This is a genomic window from Streptomyces sp. NPDC111516 (genome assembly GCF_055635345.1).
Window position 1 is genome coordinate 274,624 of sequence record NZ_JBVKBV010000002.1, and the last position, 21,135, is coordinate 295,758.

The 21,135-nt window shown below is 70.7% G+C and carries 20 protein-coding genes; 12 read left to right on the forward strand and 8 right to left on the reverse strand.

From position 1 onward, the window contains the following. Positions 1-141: 141 nt before the first annotated feature. On the reverse strand, positions 142-1,374 hold the full coding sequence (locus tag ACZ7L9_RS06880; RefSeq protein WP_471413194.1) for an MFS transporter: 1,233 nt from the start codon (positions 1,372-1,374) through the stop codon (positions 142-144). Positions 1,375-1,530: 156 nt separating this feature from the next. On the opposite strand from ACZ7L9_RS06880, the gene ACZ7L9_RS06885 reads away from it, so the two are divergent. The 3 genes from ACZ7L9_RS06885 to ACZ7L9_RS06895 all read left to right on the forward strand — a co-directional run bounded on the left by ACZ7L9_RS06885 (position 1,531) and on the right by ACZ7L9_RS06895 (position 4,014). Beyond that, entirely contained in the window at positions 1,531-2,169 is a 639-nt protein-coding gene (locus ACZ7L9_RS06885; protein WP_471413196.1) for a DUF6758 family protein, read from the forward strand. A 128-nt stretch (positions 2,170-2,297) separates the two neighbouring features. Beyond that, complete coding sequence (locus ACZ7L9_RS06890) at positions 2,298-3,164, forward strand: PHP domain-containing protein (protein ID WP_471413198.1); 867 nt, start codon at positions 2,298-2,300, stop codon at positions 3,162-3,164. Between the two features lie 244 nt (positions 3,165-3,408). Further along, positions 3,409-4,014 (forward strand): MarC family protein, encoded by a 606-nt coding sequence (locus ACZ7L9_RS06895; RefSeq protein ID WP_471413200.1) that lies wholly within the window; start codon positions 3,409-3,411, stop codon positions 4,012-4,014. Between the two features lie 79 nt (positions 4,015-4,093). On the opposite strand, the gene ACZ7L9_RS06900 is transcribed toward ACZ7L9_RS06895, so the two are convergent. Beyond that, positions 4,094-4,246, reverse strand: a complete 153-nt coding sequence (locus ACZ7L9_RS06900; protein WP_177328023.1) for a hypothetical protein — start codon at positions 4,244-4,246, stop codon at positions 4,094-4,096. Positions 4,247-4,473: 227 nt separating this feature from the next. Between ACZ7L9_RS06900 and ACZ7L9_RS06905 the strand changes: the two genes are divergently transcribed. Next, positions 4,474-5,361: an NYN domain-containing protein gene (locus ACZ7L9_RS06905; RefSeq protein WP_389982985.1), complete on the forward strand. Its 888-nt coding sequence runs from the start codon at positions 4,474-4,476 to the stop codon at positions 5,359-5,361. A 19-nt stretch (positions 5,362-5,380) separates the two neighbouring features. Here ACZ7L9_RS06905 and ACZ7L9_RS06910 read toward each other — a convergent pair whose 3' ends face one another. Together ACZ7L9_RS06910 and ACZ7L9_RS06915 are read right to left on the reverse strand one after the other, a co-directional pair. Next, entirely contained in the window at positions 5,381-6,229 is an 849-nt protein-coding gene (locus tag ACZ7L9_RS06910; protein ID WP_471413203.1) for an alpha/beta fold hydrolase, read from the reverse strand. 75 nt (positions 6,230-6,304) lie between these two features. Continuing rightward, complete coding sequence (locus ACZ7L9_RS06915; protein ID WP_471413205.1) at positions 6,305-8,170, reverse strand: DEAD/DEAH box helicase; 1,866 nt, start codon at positions 8,168-8,170, stop codon at positions 6,305-6,307. A gap of 547 nt (positions 8,171-8,717) precedes the next feature. On the opposite strand from ACZ7L9_RS06915, the gene ACZ7L9_RS06920 reads away from it, so the two are divergent. Beyond that, the gene (locus ACZ7L9_RS06920) at positions 8,718-9,494 is read left to right on the forward strand and encodes a ferritin-like fold-containing protein (RefSeq protein ID WP_471413206.1); all 777 of its coding nucleotides are present in this window, start codon (positions 8,718-8,720) and stop codon (positions 9,492-9,494) included. A 76-nt stretch (positions 9,495-9,570) separates the two neighbouring features. On the opposite strand, the gene ACZ7L9_RS06925 is transcribed toward ACZ7L9_RS06920, so the two are convergent. The 4 genes from ACZ7L9_RS06925 to ACZ7L9_RS06940 form a co-directional block, all read right to left on the reverse strand. Beyond that, complete coding sequence (locus tag ACZ7L9_RS06925; RefSeq protein WP_471413208.1) at positions 9,571-9,840, reverse strand: hypothetical protein; 270 nt, start codon at positions 9,838-9,840, stop codon at positions 9,571-9,573. Between the two features lie 237 nt (positions 9,841-10,077). Continuing rightward, on the reverse strand, positions 10,078-10,305 hold the full coding sequence (locus ACZ7L9_RS06930) for a DUF3107 domain-containing protein (RefSeq protein WP_406383747.1): 228 nt from the start codon (positions 10,303-10,305) through the stop codon (positions 10,078-10,080). 133 nt (positions 10,306-10,438) lie between these two features. Then, positions 10,439-11,080, reverse strand: a complete 642-nt coding sequence (locus tag ACZ7L9_RS06935; protein WP_018105511.1) for a TetR/AcrR family transcriptional regulator — start codon at positions 11,078-11,080, stop codon at positions 10,439-10,441. A gap of 168 nt (positions 11,081-11,248) precedes the next feature. After that, a complete protein-coding gene (locus ACZ7L9_RS06940) occupies positions 11,249-11,464 on the reverse strand; it encodes a hypothetical protein (protein WP_471413210.1) in 216 nt (71 codons plus the stop codon). Between the two features lie 109 nt (positions 11,465-11,573). Between ACZ7L9_RS06940 and ACZ7L9_RS06945 the strand changes: the two genes are divergently transcribed. The 7 genes from ACZ7L9_RS06945 (at position 11,574) to moeZ (ending at position 21,083) form a co-directional block, all read left to right on the forward strand. Then, entirely contained in the window at positions 11,574-12,536 is a 963-nt protein-coding gene (locus ACZ7L9_RS06945; RefSeq protein WP_471413211.1) for an alpha/beta fold hydrolase, read from the forward strand. 8 nt (positions 12,537-12,544) lie between these two features. Next, complete coding sequence (locus tag ACZ7L9_RS06950) at positions 12,545-13,816, forward strand: DUF3152 domain-containing protein (RefSeq protein WP_471413213.1); 1,272 nt, start codon at positions 12,545-12,547, stop codon at positions 13,814-13,816. 574 nt (positions 13,817-14,390) lie between these two features. Further along, a complete protein-coding gene (locus ACZ7L9_RS06955; RefSeq protein WP_471413214.1) occupies positions 14,391-16,277 on the forward strand; it encodes a glycosyltransferase in 1,887 nt (628 codons plus the stop codon). A gap of 79 nt (positions 16,278-16,356) precedes the next feature. Next, positions 16,357-17,823 (forward strand): hypothetical protein, encoded by a 1,467-nt coding sequence (locus tag ACZ7L9_RS06960; protein WP_471413216.1) that lies wholly within the window; start codon positions 16,357-16,359, stop codon positions 17,821-17,823. A gap of 200 nt (positions 17,824-18,023) precedes the next feature. Continuing rightward, on the forward strand, positions 18,024-18,989 hold the full coding sequence (locus ACZ7L9_RS06965; RefSeq protein ID WP_471413217.1) for an NAD-dependent epimerase/dehydratase family protein: 966 nt from the start codon (positions 18,024-18,026) through the stop codon (positions 18,987-18,989). Continuing rightward, on the forward strand, positions 18,977-19,819 hold the full coding sequence (locus ACZ7L9_RS06970) for a spherulation-specific family 4 protein (RefSeq protein WP_471413219.1): 843 nt from the start codon (positions 18,977-18,979) through the stop codon (positions 19,817-19,819). Before ACZ7L9_RS06965 ends, ACZ7L9_RS06970 begins: the two co-directional genes overlap by 13 nt. An 85-nt stretch (positions 19,820-19,904) precedes the next feature. Beyond that, positions 19,905-21,083: an adenylyltransferase/sulfurtransferase MoeZ gene (gene moeZ, locus ACZ7L9_RS06975; protein WP_114246509.1), complete on the forward strand. Its 1,179-nt coding sequence runs from the start codon at positions 19,905-19,907 to the stop codon at positions 21,081-21,083. Positions 21,084-21,135: the final 52 nt, after the last annotated feature.

The following is a 21,135-nucleotide window of genomic DNA, read 5'->3' on the forward strand; positions in this document are numbered from 1 at the left end:
TCGGGTGACGTCCGCTCTCCGATCGAAGGTCACCCGACAGGCTCTGAGACGCACCTCATCGCGGGTCGGGCATACGGGAAGCCCCGCCGCGCGGCCAGGAGGGGGAGCCGCGGGCGGGGCAGAACCGGGTTGGGGCGGTGGTCAGTTGGCGAAGACGGTGACACCGTCCTCGGTGGCGTGCTTCGGCTGCAGCTCCTCCGCCTCGTGGCTCAGCGCCGTACGCCGGATCCAGACGACGACCGCACCGACCACGGCCGCGATCGCGGCGACCACGAACGGGATGTGGATGTTGCTCCACTCCTCGATCTTCGGGGCGAGGTACGGAGCGGCGGCGGCGGCGAACCAGCGGACGAAGTTGTAGCCGGCACTCGCCACCGGGCGCGGCGCGTCCGACACCCCGAGCGCCAGCTCCGTGTAGACGGTGTTGTTCATGCCGATGAAGGCGCCGGAGACGATCGTGCAGATGATGGCGGCGGTGTGGTTGCCGTATCCCAGGATCACCAGGTCGGCGGCGAGCAGCACCAGCGAGGCGCCGAGCACCTTCAGCGATCCGAAGCGCTTCTGCAGCCGCGGGGCGACGAGCACCGAGAAGACCGCGAGCAGCAGGCCCCAGGCGAAGAAGACCGCGCCCGACTTGTACGGCGTCATGTTCAGCACGAACGGCGTGAACGCCAGGATCGTGAAGAACGCGTAGTTGTAGAAGAACGCCGATGTCGCGACGGAGGCCAGGCCACCGTGGCCGAGCGCCTTGATCGGGTCGAGCAGCGAGGTCTTCTTGGCGGGCTTGGGCTGTTCCTTCAGGAACAGCGTGATGCAGATGAAGCCGATCGCCATCAGCGCGGCCGTGCCGAAGAACGGGTAGCGCCAGCTGGCGTCGCCGAGCAGGGCGCCGAGCAGCGGTCCGCAGGCCATGCCGAGGCCGAGCGCCGACTCGTACAGCAGGATCGCCGCCGCGCTGCCACCGGCCGCCGCACCGACGATCACGGCGAGTGCGGTCGATACGAAGAGCGCGTTGCCCAGACCCCAGCCGGCCCGGAAGCCGACGAGTTCGGCGACGGACGACGAGGTGCCGGAGAGCGCGGCGAAGACGACGACGAGCGCGAGGCCGGTCAGCAGCGTCTTGCGGCCGCCGATCCGGCTGGACACGAAGCCGGTGACGAGCATCGCGACGGCGGTGATCAGGAAGTACGAGGTGAAGAGCAGCGACACCTGGCTCGGCGTCGCCTCCAGGCCCTTGGCGATGGACGGCAGAATCGGGTCCACCAGACCGATTCCCATGAACGCGACAACAGAGGCGCCCGCCGTGGCCCAGACGGCCTTCGGCTGGCGCAGGATGCTGCCCGCTCCCTGATCGAACGGATCCTCTCCTTGCATGCGCTTCTCGCTCTCCACTAGATCGTTGCGGTGTACACAGAATAAGTTAGAGGGTCTAATGAATGCAAGTTACATCTAAATGGGCAGGTGGGGGCCACACTGCGGACGGGTGATCATCCTTGACGCGGCGACGGTCGAGGAGGACCGTTGGTCGCTATGAGGGGCGAACCCAGTTGCCCGAAGTGTGGAGGCCGGGTGAGGGCGCCCGGTCTCTTTGCCGACACCTGGCAGTGCTCCGTGCACGGCAGCGTGCAACCGTTGCAGCCGGCCATCCCGCCCAGCGTCGAGGCGCTGGGGGCGGTGGTGCGCCGGGCCGAGGTGCCGGTGTGGATGCCCTGGCCGCTGCCGGTGGGCTGGCTGTTCACCGGTGTGGCGAGCGCGGGTGACGACCGCAGCGGCGGTCGCGCCACCGTCGTCGCCTGCTCCGGTCCCGGTCCGGTCGGCGGCATCGGCGAGCTGCTGCTCGTCACCGAGGAACTCGGCGTCGGACTCGGGGCGCGCTACGCGGGCATCGACGGCCCCGACCCCGGCCCGCATCTGGACGTCGACGGCCCGCCGGACGTCAAGATGCTCGCCGCCGGACGCCCTACCCCGCTCTGGCACGTCAAGGGGGCGCCGGAGGACCGTGCGGTCTTCGCGGGTGAGGCGCGCGGGCTGTGGCTCTGGGCGATCGTCTGGCCCGAGCAGTCCGGACTCCTGATGTACGACGAGCTGGTGCTCGCCGATCTGCGCGAGGCCGGGGGAGAGATGGACCTGGTGCCGTGCGGGGCGCTCACCCCGCGCCTGATCAACTGAGACCGACCGGATCGGGGCGCTGCGCGGGACCTGGCGCCGAGGGTCATCGGGCCCGTCCGGGTACCGCTCGAATGCCGGTTATCCTGGAACGTCCCCCCTGTCCGGCCCCGAGCACTGGAGTACGCGTCGTGCGCATCGACCTGCACACCCACTCCACCGCTTCGGACGGCACGGACAGCCCCGCCGAGCTGGTGCGCAAGGCCGCGGCCGAGGGCCTCGACGTCGTCGCCCTCACCGATCACGACACCGTGCGCGGGCACGCCGAGGCGATCGCCGCACTACCCGAGGGGCTCACCCTCGTCACCGGCGCGGAGCTCTCCTGCCGGATCGACGGTGTGAGCCTGCACATGCTGGCGTACCTCTTCGACCCCTACGAGCCCGAGCTGGCCCGCGAACGCGAGCTGGTACGGGACGACCGGGTGCCGCGCGCCCGGACGATGGTGGGCAAGCTCCGGGCGCTCGGCGTTCCGATCGAGTGGGAGCAGGTCGCGAGGATCGCCGGGGACGGATCGGTCGGCCGGCCGCACATCGCCGCCGCGCTCGTCGAGCTCGGCGTCGTCGGGACGGTGTCCGATGCCTTCACGCCCGCATGGCTCGCCAACGGCGGACGCGCGTACGCCGAGAAGCACGAACTCGACCCCTTCGACGCGATCCGGCTGGTCAAGGCCGCCGGTGGCGTCACCGTCTTCGCCCACCCGCTCGCCGTCAAGCGCGGTGAGGTGGTGCCGGAGTCGTCGATCGCCCGGCTCGCCGCCGCGGGCCTCGACGGCATCGAGGTGGACCACATGGACCATGACGAGGTGACCAGGGCCAGGCTGCGCGGGCTCGCCCGGGAGCTGGGGTTGCTGACGACCGGGTCCAGCGACTACCACGGCAGCCACAAGACCGTCGGGCTCGGCGAGTACACCACCGACCCCGAGATCTACGGCGAGATCACCCGGCGCGCCACGGGAGCCTTCCCGGTGCCGGGCGCCGGTGGATCCTGCCCCGTGTAACGACGACGCAGGCGTGACCACGCACACATGACCACGCACGCGTAGGTCCGCGTCGGGGCCGGGGCGTGAGGCCCTGGACCGCCCCGCCCCGCGGTCGGACCGCGTAGCACCACCCGTTCCATCCGCGCGTCCCGCGCCCCCACCTCCACGTTCCACTTCCGCGCACCCGGCCGTCAGGCCGCCGTCATGGCTTCGGGGCGCGCTCCTTCAGGCCGTAACCCGCTCTCTTCTCGCAAGGCTCACTGTGTTCGACGTCGCTGTCTTCGGATCCCTTTTTCTCACGCTTTTTGTGATTATGGATCCGCCCGGGATCACCCCGATCTTTCTCGCCCTCACCGCCGGCCGACCCGCCAAGATGCAGCGCAGGATGGCGCTGCAGGCCGTGGCCGTCGCCTTCGGTGTGATCGCCGTCTTCGGCGTGCTCGGCCAGCAGATCCTCGACTATCTGCATGTCTCCGTGCCCGCCCTGATGATCGCGGGCGGACTCCTGCTGCTGCTGATCGCGCTCGATCTGCTCACCGGCAAGACCGACGAGCCGACGCAGACGAAGGACGTCAATGTGGCGCTCGTACCGCTCGGCATGCCGCTGCTCGCCGGGCCCGGTGCGATCGTGTCGGTGATCCTCGCGGTGCAGCATGCCGACAGCGTGGGAAGCCAGCTCGCGGTCTGGACGGCGATCATCGCCATGCACATCGTGCTCTGGCTGGCCATGCGCTACTCGCTGCTGATCATCCGGGTCATCAAGGACGGCGGTGTGGTACTGGTGACCAGGCTCGCCGGAATGATGCTCTCCGCCATCGCCGTACAGCAGATCATCAACGGCGTCACCCAGGTCATCCAGAACACCTGACGGCGCTCGCGGACATCACAGCGCCCCCGTACGGAAGAATTCCGTGCGGGGGCGCTTCGTCTTTGAGCGTCGTTATGCGTTACGAAGCCGAGGTTTCGGCCGGGCGGATATAGATGCGCTGGCCTATGGCTGCGGCCTGCTGCACGATCCGGTTGACGGAGGCGGCGTCCACGACGGTGCTGTCCACGGCGGTACCGTCGACATCGTCGAGTCGCATGATCTCGAAGCGCACAAGGCTTCCCTTCGTCTGATCCTCCTGCTGGAGAACTACTGGGAGGACGGGTGACCCGTCCACAAGGACGAGAGCGCCCGACACCGCTGTCCTGCGCTCCACGAGATGTACAACGGCTTGCCAACCGCAAACATTCCCTACGCTAAGGAAATTTTTTGGATGTCTAAGTATCAGCTCACCGAGCATGCGCCGACGAGGTCCACGATGAGGCCTACGACGAGGCCCGAATGAACGAGGCAGAGATCCGCGAGCGCCTGGACCGCACCAACGAGCTGCTCCAGCGCGTGCTCGCCGAGGTGTCGAAGACGCCCTCGACCCATGCGATCTTCGTGGACGCGGGCTATGTGTACGCCGCGGCCGGACTGCTCGTCACCGGCACCGAGGACCGCCGCTCCTTCGACCTCGACGCGGAGGGACTGATCGAGGCCTTCATCGACAAGGCCCGCACGATCTTCGCGGACAGCAGGCTGCTGCGCGTCTACTGGTACGACGGAGCCAGGCGGCGCATCCATACCGTCGAGCAGCAGTCCATCGCCGAACTCCCCGACGTCAAGGTCAGACTCGGCAACCTCAATGCCAACAACCAGCAGAAGGGCGTCGATTCGCTGATCCGCACCGACCTCGAATCGCTCGCCCGGCACCGCGCCATCAGCGACGCGGCACTGGTCGGCGGCGACGAGGACCTGGTGTCCGCGGTCGAGGCGGCGCAGGGGTACGGGGCCCGGGTTCACCTGTGGGGCATCGAGGCGGGGGAGGGGCGCAACCAGGCCGAACCGCTGCTCTGGGAGGTCGACAGCCAGCGCACCTTCGACCTGGACTTCTGCCGCCCGTATGTCACCAGACGCCCCGTCACCACCTACGAGGAGGACACCCCCGCGCCCTCGCGCGAAGATGTCCGCTTCGTCGGTGCGCAGATCGCCGCGGCCTGGCTGGCCGCCCGGGGCCGGGACTCCCTCGCCGATCTGCTGCCCGGACATCCGTACCTGCCGGGCTCGGTCGACCAGGACCTGCTGGTCGAGGCCGAGCGGCTGTTGCAGCACTCGCTGCGCGGCCACGCGCATCTGCGGCGGGCCCTGCGCGACGGCTTCTGGCAGCACCTCCAGGCGCAGTACTGAGCCCGCTCGCGCTTGTCGGCTACAGGCTGTTCCAGAAGGCGACGAGCGCGGCCGCCGTCTCCCCGGGGCGGTCCGTGTTGGGGGAGTGCTCGGCGCCCGCGATCCGGGTACGGCGCGCACCCAGCCGCTGTGCCATCTCGTCGAGGAGCGGTACCGGCCAGGTGTCGTCGCGTTCGCCGGAGAGCACATGGACCGGAAGTGGTACGGCGGCGAGTTCGGCCACCCGGTCCGGCTCGGTCGCCAACTGGCGGCCGGTGGCGATCAGCTGGGCGGGCCGGTGGCGCAGCCAGCGCCGGCGCAGGGCCTCGCCGTCGGTCGCCGCTTCCTCGGGCGGGTCGAGCGCGCGCATCGCCTCCCACACCTCGGCCATGGTCAGCGCCGTGAGCGCATCGCTGAGCACCTTCACCTTGAGCTGCTGGGCCTCGGCGACCTGGGCGGGTCCGGACGACATGAGGGTCAGTGAACGGAACGGTGCGGCGTCGAGCAGCACGGCGGCGCGGGCGATCTGCCCGCCGAGCGAGTGCCCGACCAGATGTACGGTGCCGTCGTCGGGGGCGCCGAGTGCGGCGGCCTGCGCGAGCACGTCGCGGGCCAACTCGCCCTGTGCGTAAGTCTCCTGACGGTCCGTCCCATCGGTTTCGTACTGCCCGCGACCGTCCACGGCGACGGTGCGGTACCCGGCCGCCGAGAGTGGTTCGAGGAGTGCGATGAAGTCCTCCTTGCTGCCTGTGTACCCGGGTAGCAGGAGGGCGGTGCCACGCGACACGGTGCTCGGCGAGGCGTCCAGTACGGCGAAGTCCCCGCGCGCGGTGCGGAGCTGGTGGGCTTGGGCGCAGGGGGGCGGAGTGAAGGTGTGCGGCCGACTCATGGGACGAGGTTAAGCCGTGAAACGCCGGACGGGCTTGAGGATGTCCTCAAGCCCGTCCCGCGAAATCAAGCGCACTCAGCCCTCGGTCTTGACGGCAGTCGCACGCGGTGCCCGCCGCCTTCGCGGCTTCGCCTCGCCCTCGGCGGCCGGGGCCTGCGCCGCGGTCTCCGTCTTCGGCTTGGCAGCCGCACGGGTGCGGCGGCGCGGCTTGGTCTCCGGGGTGGGCTCGGAGATCGGCGCGATCTGGAAGTCGACCTCGTCCTCGACCGGCTTGACGACGCGGGTGCGGCGACGCGGCTTCGTCACCGTCTTCGCCTCGGGCACCGGATCGGCGATGGGGGCGATCTGGAAGTCGACCTCCTCCGCGACCGGCGTCGCCACGGTGCTCCGGGCGCGGCGGCGACGCGGCTTGGCCTCGGTCGCGGGCTCGGCCTTGATCTCGGCCTCGGCCTTGACCTCGGTCTTCGTCGCCACGGCGGCGGCCGGAGCCTCCACCGTGCTCACCGCGGCCTCGGCCGTGACGTCCGCGGCACCGACGCGGGTGCGGCGACGGCGGCGCGGCGTACGCGGCTCCGGCGCGGTGTCCTCGGCCACCTCGGTGGACGGTGCGGGAACCGTGGCGGTGGTCTCCTCGACGGTGGAGACGGCGGAGCCGCCCCGCGTACGACGGCGCTGACGCGGCGTTCGCGGCGCACGCTCCTCGCGGACGGCGGGCGCCGACGATGCGGCGGACTTGCGGCCGCGGCCGCCCGTCTCGCCGAGGTCCTCGACCTCCTCGGCGCGCAGACCCGCACGGGTCCGCTCGGAACGCGGCAGGACACCCTTGGTGCCGGCCGGGATGTCGAGCTCCTCGAAGAGGTGCGGCGACGTGGAGTACGTCTCGACCGGGTCGTTGAACTTCAGGTCGAGCGCCTTGTTGATGAGCTGCCAGCGCGGGATGTCGTCCCAGTCGACCAGCGTGATCGCGATGCCCTTGGCGCCGGCACGGCCGGTGCGGCCGATGCGGTGGAGGTACGTCTTCTCGTCCTCCGGCGACTGGTAGTTGATGACGTGGGTCACACCCTCGACATCGATACCGCGGGCCGCGACGTCGGTGCAGACGAGCACATCCACCTTGCCGTTACGGAACGCGCGCAGCGCCTGCTCACGCGCGCCCTGGCCCAGGTCGCCGTGGACCGCGCCGGACGCGAAGCCGCGCTTCTCCAGCTGCTCGGCGATGTCGGCGGCGGTGCGCTTCGTACGGCAGAAGATCATCGCGAGACCGCGGCCGTTGGCCTGCAGTATGCGGGAGACCATCTCGGGCTTGTCCATCGAGTGGGCCCGGAAGACGTGCTGCGAGATGTTCGCGACGGTCGCGCCCTCACCATCGGGCGAGGTGGCGCGGATGTGCGTCGGCTGCGACATGTAGCGGCGCGCGAGGCCGATGACGGCGCCCGGCATGGTTGCCGAGAACAGCATCGTCTGGCGCTTCGGCGGAAGCATGGTGATGATCTTCTCGACGTCGGGCAGGAAGCCCAGGTCGAGCATCTCGTCGGCCTCGTCGAGGACGAGGGCACGCACGTGCGAGAGGTCGAGCTTGCGCTGGCCGGCCAGGTCGAGCAGGCGGCCCGGGGTGCCGACGATCACGTCGACACCCTTCTTCAGGGCCTCGACCTGTGGTTCGTAAGCACGGCCGCCGTAGATGGCGAGAACGCGGACGTTTCGCACCTTGCCGGCGGTCAGCAGGTCGTTGGTGACCTGCTGACACAGCTCACGCGTGGGGACGACGACCAGCGCCTGCGGCGCCTCGGTCAGCTGCTCGGGCTTGGCCCGGCCCGCCTCGACGTCCGCGGGGACGGTGACGCGCTCCAGCAGCGGAAGACCGAAACCGAGCGTCTTGCCGGTACCGGTCTTGGCCTGGCCGATGACATCGGAGCCGGAGAGTGCGACGGGGAGCGTCATCTCCTGGATGGGAAAGGGGGACACAATGCCGACGGCCTCAAGGGCCTCGGCCGTCTCGGGAAGAATCCCGAGTTCTCGGAACGTAGTCAGGGTGCTGCCTCTTCTGTGAGACGCGGTCCGAGGCGAACGCTGGGGGTCGTACCGTGCCGGGGTTGGTCATCCGGCCGTGGATGGGCCGGGTGGCGCGGGACCACTGCCGTCGCTCGAGCGCTCGTGCCGCTGAGGGGGCCCCTCATCTGCGGTCGTACGTGGCGTACGCCTCGCGTGGAGGGCTGTCGGGTCGGAGCCGATCGGGCCACCGACCGGGCATCCTCATTCAATTTCGCGTCACCGGTACATCCAAAATACTCAGTAGACGCAATACCACTGTACCCCGGATTCGCGCATCCGTGCTGGGTGCATCGCAAAGGACCCCGCCCAGCAGCGCTGGACGGGGGCTTTCCTGGTGCCAAGCGCGGGCTATTCTGCGCTTCGTGACTCCTCCCCGAGGGGCTTCTCACTCGACTGCGAAGCAGTCTCATGACGGACAAGCCCTGCCCGGCGCATCATGCGTGGCAGGAAAGTATCAGCCGCATGCGATGCTCCGCTGAAATATAGGAAAGGTTGCGCCGTGGCAGAGAGCGAGCACACGGGTATCGCCGCGCAGGACTGGGTCACCGCATCCGTGGAGCCGCAGTACCGGGCAGCGGTGGTGGACCTGCTGGGAGCACTCGCGTACGGAGAGCTGGCGGCCTTCGAGCGGCTCGCCGAGGACGCCAAACTCGCGCCGACGCTGGCCGACAAGGCGGAGCTGGCAAAGATGGCCTCCGCCGAATTCCATCACTTCGAGCGGCTGACGGACCGGCTGACCGCGATCGATGTGGAACCGACGGGCGCGATGGAGCCGTTCGCCAAGGCGCTCGACGACTTCCACCGCCAGACCGCGCCGTCGGACTGGCTGGAGGGTCTGGTCAAGGCGTACGTGGGCGACTCGATCGCCAGTGACTTCTACCGCGAGGTCGCCGCCCGGCTCGACTCGGACACCCGCTTCCTCGTCCTTGCCGTGCTCGACGACACCGGACACGGCAACTTCGCCGTGGAGAAGGTGCGCGCGGCGATCGAGGCCGACCCGCGGGTCGGCGGCCGGCTCGCGCTGTGGGCGCGGCGGCTGATGGGCGAGGCGCTCTCGCAGGCCCAGCGGGTGGTGGCCGACCGCGACGCGCTGTCGACGATGCTCGTCGGGGGTGTGGCGGACGGGTTCGACCTGGCGGAGGTCGGGCGGATGTTCTCGCGGATCACCGAGGCGCACACCAAGCGAATGGCCGCGCTGGGACTGGCGGCGTAGCCGGTCCACCCGGGCCGTCCGGTCGTCCACCCGGGCCGTCCGGTCGTCCGCCCCCACGGGCGGGCCCCGGACGGTCTCAGGCCGCCGCTGAGCGGCTCAGGTGACGATCGCGGGGGCGGACCAGCAACGAGAGCGTCACGACGCCGATCAGCGCCGCGCCGATCAGCGTGGCCACGAGGTGGCCCGGGCCCAGCACCGAGTGCATGAGAAAGGCGCCGAACAGGGCTCCCAGAGCGCCGGTGGTGAGGACGGCACGGCGGGACGGAAGCCGGTCCGCCAGCGAGCGGAGCGCCACCCAGGCGAGGGCGAGTCCGAGCACGACGGAGCCGAGAGGTTCCAAGATCACAGATGATCACCTCGCGTGTTGCGGGGCGGGTAGATCGGTCGATAGCGGTACTACCCGAGGGATGCGGAATGCAACCCTCCTCCGACCGGCTTTGCACGGGAATCGCCCGGCCGACGCATACCCGCCCGACGGAGGCGGCCGACGGGACCCGGCCGACGCAACCCACCGGAACGGAAAGCGGCCCGGTGGGGGTTTCCCACCGGGCCGCTCACACGATCACTGCGTCGAGCGTGTCGCCTACAGCGCGCCGAAGCCCACGCGCCGCGTGCTGGGCTCGCCGATCTCCACGTACGCGATCCGGTCGGCCGGCACCAGAACCTTGCGGCCCTTCTCGTCCGTGAGGCTGAGCAGCGGCGCCTTACCGGTGAGCGCCTCGGCGACCGTGCTCTCGACCTCTTCGGCGGAAAGCCCGCTCTCCAGAACGATCTCCCGGGGCGTGTGCTGCACCCCGATCTTGACCTCCACGGCTATGTCCCTCCGACGGTCAGTCCCTGCGCGGTGAGCCGCGCCGTACGCAGCACACATTAGCCCGCTGAGGGGAGCCGTCAGGGGCCGGTGGGCAACGCCCGCAGCGAACACGGGTGCCCGGCCGGCTCCGTCAGTGCTGATCGATGCCGTGCAGCGGGAAGCCCGCGATGCCCCGCCAGGCCAGCGAGGTGAGCAGCTGCACCGCCGTGTCGCGCGGGATCGCGGACCGGCTGGACAGCCAGTAGCGCGCGACGACCTGGGAGACACCGCCCAGACCGACCGCGAGCAGCATGGACTCGTCCTTGGACAGTCCCGTGTCACCGGCGATGACGTCGGAGATGGCCTCCGCGCACTGGAGCGAGACCCGGTCGACGCGCTCGCGCACCGCGGGCTCGTTGGTCAGGTCCGACTCGAAGACCAGCCGGAAGGCGCCGCCCTCGTCCTCGACGTACGCGAAGTACGCGTCCATCGTCGCGGCGACGCGCAGCTTGTTGTCGGTCGTCGACGCCAGTGCCGTACGAACCGCCTGGAGCAGCGACTCGCAGTGCTGGTCGAGCAGAGCCAGATAGAGCTCCAGCTTGCCCGGGAAGTGCTGGTAGAGCACCGGCTTGCTGACCCCGGCGCGTTCCGCGATGTCGTCCATCGCGGCCGAGTGGTACCCCTGCGCCACGAATACTTCCTGCGCGGCGCCCAGCAGCTGGTTGCGTCGGGCGCGGCGAGGCAGTCGAGTGCCTCGCGGGCGCGCCGCCTCGGTCTGCTCGATGGCTGTCACGCCGCCTCCCAAATTTGTGATCGGACACAGCCTTTCCGTGCACGCTGCGCCACACAGCCATCGTACTTTCGGGTAACCCGGGTGCGCGCGGCGCGGACGCAGAATTTCACGTACCGGACGGCTGCGGTAGCCACAGATTCGTCGACCGGTGGGGCAAAGTGGGGCGTACTAGCGGTAATCGTCTTCATCCTGTGTGACAACACGAGCCTGCTCGGCCGCATCCGCCACATTGGCACGGTCGCGGTCGATGTGGGTGAGCGGTTCGTCGCGTCGCTGCTGGAGATCGGTCCGCTGCTCGGCGGCGTCCACCCTGGGCGTCTCCTCGTCCGGTTCGTCCGGCTGGATGTCCTCGAAGGTCTCCGGGTCACTGGGGTCGACCGACATCGTGACTCCCTTCCTTGCTTCGAGCCTAGGAGCTGGGCCCTCAAGCCGCTATGCGGTCTGTGACCGCGAACACATGAACCGCGGTGTGATCGTCTCGTAACATTGCCGCATGTCTTCGACCGAGCTGCCGGGAGTCCGTGCCGCCGCCGCAGTGGGCCCGACGGTGAGCACCGTGAGGGTCGCGGAGGGGGAGGAGCTGCGCTCCGTCGCGCTGCCCGGGCTGACGCTGACCGTCCGGGGCCGGCCGCCGGAGCGTACCGGGCTGCCGCCCACTCTCTACGTCCACGGGCTCGGCGGCTCCTCGCGCAACTGGTCGGCGCTGATGCCGCTGCTCCAGGACGTGGTGGACGGCGAGGCGGTGGACCTGCCCGGTTTTGGTGATTCGCCGCCGCCGGACGACGGCAACTACTCGGTCACCGGCCACGCCCGCGCCGTGATCCGGTTCCTCGACGCGGCGGAGCGCGGGCCCGTCCATCTGTTCGGCAATTCGCTGGGCGGTGCCGTGGCCACCCGCGTCGCCGCGGTCCGTCCCGACCTGGTGCGCACCCTCACCCTCATCTCACCCGCGCTCCCCGAGATCCGGGTGCAGCGGTCGGCCGCCCCGACCGCACTGCTCGCCGTTCCGGGCGTCGCGTCGCTGTTCGCCCGGATGACCAGGGACTGGACCGCGGAGGAGCGCACGCGTGGCGTCATGGCACTCTGTTACGGCGATCCGGCGCGCGTCTCCGAGTCCGGCTTCCGTGAAGCGGTGGCCGAAATGGAGCACCGGCTGGAACTGCCGTACTTCTGGGACGCGATGGCCCGCTCGGCACGTGGCATCGTCGACGCGTACACGCTCGGCGGTCAGCACGGACTGTGGCGCCAGGCCGAGCGGGTGCTCGCACCGACCCAGCTCGTGTACGGCGGACGGGACCAGCTCGTCTCGTACCGGATGGCACGCAGGGCGTCCGCGGCGTTCCGTGACTCGCGGCTGCTGACACTGCCCGACGCGGGGCACGTGGCGATGATGGAGTACCCGGAGGCGGTCGCCCAGGCGTTCCGGGAACTGCTCGACGAACGCGGCAGGAGCTGATCCGGGGCGTGGGACGACATAGCCGGAAAGGCCCCGAACCCGCGGGCCCCGATATCGAGGCCGCTCTCGCGAACGAGGGCGGCGGCCGCGAGAGCGTCCACCCGGGGCCCGGCAGCGGGCGACGCCGACGGGCGACCGACGCACCGGCCGGCGCCGACGGGCACATCTCGTTCCAGCAGACGGGCCACGTCCGCGGCGGCCACCCCGAGCAGCGTGAGCCCGGCGGCGGCTGGGGGACCGGGCCGCAGCAGATGGTGTCCCGGCGTCAACCACCGGTCGGCACCCGGCCGCTGATACCCGGGCCGCGGCGCGAGTTCGTCGAGGCGTTCGACGCGCCACCCGCTCCGCCCGCGCCTCGTGGGCCTGCCGTCCCGCCGGCCCGGCCGGCCGATCCGAACAGCTCGGTCGGCGAGTGGGCCGAGCAGCCGCGCGGCGGCGCCGCCGCGCCGACGCCCACCGAGAACGGCCGGGAGGGCAAGGGCACCCGGGGCCGTACGTTCACGGGCATCGCGGCCGCCGCGGTGACCACCGTGCTTGCGGTGGTCGTGGCCGGGCAGGTCGCCCACGACGGCGGCGGGACCAGCGCCGCACAGCCCACGGGCGTCGACCGGGACGGCATCGACGGCGCCTCCCGCTCGGACGGCCGGCCGGACCCGAAGGCGGCGCAGACCCAGCCCCTGTCGTACGCGGAGAAGATGGCCAAGGCCTACCCGCTCTCCCCGGAACTCCATGGCTCCGGAAAGTTCGAGGCGGTTCCGGGGGCGGCGAAGGCACCCGGCAAGGGGCACAAGTACCGCTACCGGATCGATGTCGAGAAGGGCCTCGGCCTCGACGCCGCGCTCTTCGCCCGGGCCGTCCAGGAGACGCTCAACGACGACCGCAGCTGGGCGCACGACGGCGCCATGACGTTCGAGCGCATCTCCTCCGGCGCCCCCGATTTCGTGATCACCCTGGCCAGTCCCGGGACCACCGGCGACTGGTGCCGGAAGTCGGGTCTGGACACGACCGAGGACAACGTCTCGTGCGACTCCGCGGCGACCGAGCGCGTGATGATCAACGCCTACCGCTGGGCGCAGGGGTCGTCGACGTTCGGCCCGGACGAACTCTTCGCCTACCGCCAGATGCTGATCAACCATGAGGTCGGTCACCGGCTGGGTCACAACCATGTGAGTTGCCGCACGCCGGGAGCGCTCGCTCCGGTGATGCAGCAGCAGACGAAGTCCCTGGACATCGACGGGATCAAGTGCCGCCCCAACGCCTGGGTGCACCCCGGTAGTTGAATCGAAAGGGAAGGGCTCGCGGGGTGCCGGGCCGTCTCCTGAATCGGGACGGGCTCTGCCGGTGGCTTCCGGACCAGGACGATCGCGCCCGCAGGATGTCCACATAGTGAGATCGGTGTCTCATTGCGTGTCGAACACCCCTGGGCGCTGATCCATTCGTGATCCAGTGAGGGGGCGCCTCGGGGAATCGCTTCTTTGGATCGCTCTGACATCAACTGTCTCCACGGATCCGCGCTGTTGAGCTGAGTTGGGGCGCCGTGGACCAGGTGTGCGGAGACCCCCAGAACCCGTACGCCAGGCAGCTCCTGGCGGCCGTACCCGCGCTCGATCCGGCACTCGCGGCGGTGCGCCGCGCAGCCTGCAAGGAGCTGGCCGCTGTCTGACGCTGCGTGACGGGCCGCTCCCATAGCGCGACAGAACGCCATCGGGGCGGGAAAGTTACGACGGTTCACCCCTTTCGGTGGTGCGACGGACAACCGTCCGTCGCACCACCGGCGTATCCGCTTACGGTCGTCCCGCTGCGAGTCGCCATTCCGACGGCGGCCGCCCACAAGGGAGATCGGGGGTGCACTCAATGCGGATCGGACTCCTCACCGACGATGGTTATCCGTATGCGACCGGTGAGTCCAGGCTCTGGTGCGACCGTCTGGTGCGTGGACTCGCGCAGCACGAGTTCGATCTCTTCGCGCTCAGCCGCTCCGCCGAGCAGGAAGAGCAGGGCTGGGTCCCGCTCCCCACACAGGTCAGCCGGGTGCGGACGGTGCCGCTGTGGACGGCCGCCGAGGGCATCCCGGGCATTCGCGCCCCCAAGGGCCTGCTCGCCCGCATGATGACGGGCGGCGGCGGACGCTCGTACGGGCGGCGCGAACGACGGCGCTTCACGGCGCACTTCACGGCTCTCGCGACCTCGGTCTGTGTGGCGGGTGCGACGGGCGCGACGGGTGAGGCGCGTGTGCTGGGGGCGGTGCCCGCGACGCACGATGACGAAGGCGCGAGCAGGGGCGCGGTTCCCTGCGAATCGAGTGGAGAAGGGCGTGCGGGGCTCACGGCCGCCGGTACTGCGGCGGACGCGCAGTTCACGGAGGGGCTGTACGGGCTCGCCGAACTGGCCCGCGAACACGGGGGACTTCCCGCGGCGCTCCGCTCCGAAACCGCCGTACGGGTACTCGAAGCCGCTTGCCGCGCCCCGGGCGCCAGGGGCACCGTCCAGACCGCCACCGTCCCCGACCTGCTCGCCTTCGCCGGGGAGCTCGACCGGGTGCTGCGCCCGCTCTCCCTCGACTGGTACGACGAGGAGAGCCTCGGCGCGGTCGACCTGTGCCACGCCGCATCCGGCGGCGCCGCCGCTCTGCCGGGTCTGCTGGCCAAACGCTTCCTCGGGGTCCCGCTGCTGGTCACCGAGCACGACGTGCGACTGCGGGCGCACTACCTCGCCGCCACCGACACGCCTCTGAGTGCGCCGGTACGCGCCCTGCTCGCCGGCTTCCACGGACGGCTCGCCACCGAGGTGTACCGGCAGGCCGCGATCCTCGCCCCCGGTGACACGCACGCCCGCCGCTGGCAGGAACGGTGCGGTGCCGAGCGCGAGAAGCTGCGCACCATCCACCCCGGCATGGAATCGGACCGGTTCACGGTGCTGGGGGAGAGCGGCGACAGCGGTCCCGACGACACCCTGGTCTGGGTCGGCCGGGTCGAGCCCGACAAGGACCTGATCGCGCTGCTGCACGCCTTCGCGGCGGTACGGAAGGCCGAACCGGACGCCCGGCTGCGGATCATCGGCGCGGCGGCGCAGGGTCCGGAGGGGGCCACGTATCTCGCGCACTGCCAGGCGCTCGCCACCCAGCTGTTCCCCGATGAGGCCACGGACGCGCATGCCGTCGGCGACAACCCGGTCTCCTTCGAAGAGATCGGCGGGGCCGAGGTGCCGGGTCTGCCGGAGGCGTATGGGGCGGGCGGGGTCGTCGTCCTGTCCAGCGTGGTCGAGGGTTTCCCCACCGGTCTCGTCGAGGCGATGTTCTGCGGACGGGCCACGGTGTCGACGGACGTCGGCGCGGTGGTCGAAGTCATCGGCGGCACCGGGCTCGTGGTGCCCCCGCGCAATCCGAAGGCGCTCGCCGACGCCTGCCTCGCGCTGCTGCGCGATCCCGAGCGCCGGGCGCGGCTCGGAGCGGCGGCGCGCGCACGCGCGCTCGAACTTTTCACCGTCGAACAGAACCTCGCGGCATATCGCGGCATCTACCTGGAGCTGATCTCGCACGCCCCGGTGCGCAGGGAGGCCGACGCGGTGGACGCCGACGGCGAACCGCGCCCCTTCGCCACCCCGCCGGAGGCGCATGTCCTGGGCCCGTGGACGGCCTTGGGCGCCGGCGCGGCACGGCTGGTCGACCGCACATCCGACTGGGCCGCCGAGCCCCCGGCCGTCTGCGCGGGAGCGCCGGGAGCGGGGGGCGGCGATGCGTGAACAGGGAACGGACCGGCCGGGCCGCGGTGGCGGAGCGGGACGGTCCGACGCAGTCGGCGACGATCAAGGAGGAGAGGCGATGGGCAGCCCGGCCGAGGTGTCCGACGCGCCCACCCCACCGTCCAACGGCGGGAGCTGGGACCTTCGCTCCCGGGCCCTGGTCTCCGGGAGCTTCCCCTCCGGGACCGTAGTAGAGGACACCGCCGCAGAGGAAGTCGCCACGGAACAGGCCGAGCCCGCCACCACGGAACGGACCGGAACGGGCCGAGCCCCCGAGGAGAGGGCCGTCGAGGAGCGCGCCGCCAAGGACGAAGCCTCCAAGGAGCGGGCCGCCACAGGGAGCGCCGCCGAAGCGCGGACGGCCGCGCCCCGGGCCCCCGAGATCGCGCGCGCCGCTCCGGCGCACAAACTCAACGCCTCGCGCCGCGGTCCCGCCGACCCCGTGAGATCGCTGATGCACCGCCACCGCGAGCTGTGCGAGCGCGCCGTCGATCCCCTGGAGATCGCCGCCGGGCTCGAAGCCCATGGCGTCACCGACCGCGCCGCCGCCCGCTATCGGCACCGCGATGTCTTCTCGCTCGCCGAGGAACTCTTCGCCCGGGTGCCCGCCGTGGCGGGGGAGCCCGATACAGGTCTCCGCGCGCCGGACCACGACACCGGGACACGCGCCGCCTGGTCGCTCCGCGCACTGGTGCCGGGCGCCGCCTGTATCGCGACCGCAGGTGCTCTGAGACTCACCGAGGGGACTCTCGACGGTCAGGGACGGCTCGCGATCGCCCTCACCGGAGCGCTTGTCGCGCTAGGCGGCCTCATCCTCAGCCTGCGCAGCGGCCCCCTGCACGCCGTGGGCGGCTCCTCGGGGACAGCCCATGTGTACGGCTGCTGGCTCCTCGGTTATGTCCTGTACGGCGACGCGCTCCTCGACCAGGTGCTCAGCGGAGGCCCCGAAGGCTCCTGGACGGTCACCCCCGCACCGCTGCTGGGGCTGGCGCTCTCCGTCGCCCCGGCCGCCTGGTGCGCGCACTTCTTCTCCGTACACGCACACCGCAAACTGATCGGAAGCCGCGCGCTGGAGGAGTTCGCCGCAGGTGTGCGCCCGCTGCTGTTCGGAGCCGTCGCGCTCCACCTGTGTGCGCTCGCCGGACTGCTCTACCTCGCGCACCTGGGATACGGGGGCGGCGGCCCTTTCGTGGGGGCGGCCGCGCTCGGTGTGCTGCTCCTGCTGGCCCGGCTGCTGACCGTGCACGGCTTCCCCGAACCCGCGACCGTCGGACTCGCCGCCGCCTGCGCCGTCGAAGCACTGGCACCCGCCCTGGTCCTGACCGGGCGGCTGCCCGGCCTGCACTTCCTCGCCCGCCCCGTCGACGCCCTGGTCATGGCGGAAGGCACCGGAGCCGTACCAGCCCTCGCCTGTGGCGCGGCCGCGCTCGGCCTGCTGATCACCGCCGCCGTCGTCCTGTCCAGGGCATCCGCCCACGCCCGAGCCCAGCCCGACGACGAACCCGTAGCAACGGGTGACCGAAGCCGCTCCACCGCTCCCCTGTAAGCCCCCCGCATAAGAACCCCCCCACATAAGAACCCCCCATAAGAGCGACCCCGCACAAGAACCACCCACATGCCCCGCGGAGCCGGCCCGCGGGTCCCTTCCCTGTACCGCACCACACGTCACTTCCTCAAGGAGATACCGGACATGACCCCCCAATCCCCCGCACCGGCAGCCCGCCGTCGGCACCGAGGGGGCGCGCGATGAGGGTGCTGCTGCTCGGAGCCAATGGATTCCTCGGCCGGTTCGTGGCCGACCGCCTGCTCGCCGACCCCGCCGTGCATCTCACGGCGCTCGGCCGTGGCGACGACGCCGACGTGCGGTTCGACCTCGCCGGCGGCAGCCCCGGCGCGCTGACCCGCTTCCTGGACGCCGTCCACCCCGGCGTCGTCGTCAACTGCGCGGGCGCCACCCGCGGCGGAGCCCGCGATCTGACCCGCCACAACACCGTTGCCGTCGCCACCGTCTGCGAGGCGATGCGACGCAGCGGCTGCACGGCCCGGCTCGTCCAGGTCGGCTGTTCGTCGGAGTACGGGCCCTCGCAGCCCGGCTCATCGACCGCGGAGGACGCGATTCCGCGCCCCGGCGGCCCGTACGGCGTCAGCAAGCTCGCCGCTACCGAACTCGTCCTCGGCTCCGGCCTCGACGCGGTCGTGCTGCGCGTCTTCTCGCCGGTCGGCCCCGGCACCCCGGCCGGTTCCCCGCTCGGCAGGCTCGCCGAGGCGATGCGCAGGGCCATGCAGTCCGGTGACGGCGAACTGAAGCTCAGCGGCCTCGGCGTGCAGCGCGACTTCGTCGACGTACGCGATGTCGCGCGCGCCGTGCACGCCGCCTCGCTGTCCGCGGCGCAGGGCGTCGTCAACATCGGCACCGGCCGCGCCGTGCGGCTCCGGGACGCGGCCGCCGTCCTCGCCAGGGTCGCCGGATACGCGGGCGCACTCCACGAACTCGACGCGCCCCCGCCCCGGCTGCCCATCGGCGCCCCGCGGTCCTCGACCGAGTCGGTCATCGAGCACCTCTCGGCGACCCCGTCCCCCTACCCGGACGGCTGCGGCGCCTGGCAGCAGGCCGATGTGCGCACCGCCAGGGACCGGCTCGGCTGGCGCCCCCGGATCAATCTGGAGGAGTCCCTGGCCGACATCTGGATGGAGGCGGCGTGCCGTATCTGACCTCCACCGGCACCGCCCGCCGGACCGGCGGCGCCGAACGACTCGGCTTCGGCGTCCCCGGTTACGCGCATCCGCTGCTCGCCCGCACCGAGTGGGCCGAGCTCACCCGCCCCGGCACCCTGCTGCACTGGGCGGTCCTCAACATCGACGACGGGCCGGGTGCCTGCCCCGACCCGCACTGTCTGGAGGCCGCGGGCCGGCTCCGCAATGCCCGGGAACGGGCCCTGCACGGCGGGACCCCGCAGGACTCCGCCCGGGCCGCGGGCGGCCGACTGCTCGGCCATCTCGATCTGGCCTTCGGCAGCCGCCCCTTCGGAGAGCTGATCGCCGACGCGCAGTCCTTCCTCGACTGGTACCGCGTCGACGGCTTCTATCTCGGCCGGTGTCCGGCCGGCCGTGCCGAACTCCCGGCCGTTCGCCGTCTCACCAGCACACTCGCCGCGCTCCTCGAACACGACGAAGGCGGGGAGGGGCACGGTCCGCTGGTGCTGGGGCTGGGCACCCATCCGCATCCGGGCTATGCCGAGGCCGCCGACCAGCTGGTCACCTTCTCCGGCCCCTGGACCGACTACCGCTGGTCACAGGTGGCGGAGTGGACCGCCGCCTATCCGCCGGAGCGGTTCGCGCACTTCGTCCACGGCGTTCCGCGCACCCATCTCGAAGAGGCCATGCGCATCGCCCGCTGGCAGGGCGCGGGCACGATCTTCTTCACGGACCGGGACGGACAGCACGGGCGGGACGGACGGCACGGACAGACCGATCCTTTCGCGGCGCTGCCCGGGTACTGGGACGAAATCGTCTCGCGGATCGGACCGGGTATCTCGGAATGAGAAGGGGCGTGGCAGTGTTACGGCAAGAACAACCGTACGTAGCTGAAGTACGTAGAAACCGACCACCTGCATTGTTGAGGTTCCTGTGTCGCTGCCACCCCTGGTCGAGCCAGCTGCTGAGCTCACCGTCGACGAGGTCCGCAGGTACTCCCGCCACCTGATCATCCCGGATGTGGGGATGGACGGGCAGAAGCGGCTGAAGAACGCGAAGGTGCTCTGTGTCGGCGCGGGCGGTCTCGGTTCGCCGGCCCTGATGTACCTGGCCGCCGCCGGTGTCGGCACGCTCGGCATCGTGGAGTTCGACGAGGTCGACGAGTCGAACCTGCAGCGCCAGATCATCCACAGTCAGGCCGACATCGGCCGTTCCAAGGCCGAGTCCGCCAAGGACTCGGTGCTGGGCATCAACCCGTACGTGAACGTGGTCCTCCACGAGGAGCGGCTCGAAGCCGACAACGTGATGGACATCTTTGCCCAGTACGACCTGATCGTGGACGGCACGGACAACTTCGCCACCCGCTATCTGGTCAACGACGCAGCCGTACTGCTGAACAAGCCGTACATCTGGGGCTCGATCTACCGGTTCGACGGCCAGGCGTCCGTCTTCTGGTCCGAGCACGGCCCCTGCTACCGCTGCCTCTACCCGGAACCGCCCCCGCCGGGCATGGTTCCCTCGTGCGCCGAGGGCGGCGTGCTCGGGGTGCTCTGCGCCTCCGTCGGCTCCATCCAGGTCACCGAGGCCATCAAGCTGCTCGCCGGTATCGGCGACCCGCTGGTCGGCCGGCTGATGATCTACGACGCCCTGGAGATGCAGTACCGCCAGGTCAAGGTCCGCAAGGACCCCGACTGCGCGGTCTGCGGCGAGAACCCGACCGTCACCGAGCTCATCGACTACGAGGCCTTCTGCGGCGTGGTGTCCGAGGAGGCCCAGGAGGCGGCGCTCGGCTCCACGATCACTCCCAAGCAGCTCAAGGAGTGGATCGACGCGGACGAGAAGATCGAGATCATCGACGTCCGTGAGCCGAACGAGTTCGAGATCGTCTCGATCCCCGGCGCCCGGCTGATCCCGAAGAACGAGTTCCTGATGGGCAACGCCCTCCAGGACCTCCCGCAGGACAAGCGCATCGTCCTGCACTGCAAGACCGGTGTCCGCAGCGCCGAGGTCCTCGCGGTCCTCAAGTCGGCGGGCTTCGCCGACGCGGTGCACGTGGGCGGCGGCGTGATCGGCTGGGTCAACCAGATCGAGCCCGAGAAGCCGGTGTACTGAACGGTGTACTGAGCCGTTGGTGTACCGAGTGCGAACGCTTCGAAGGGGCCGG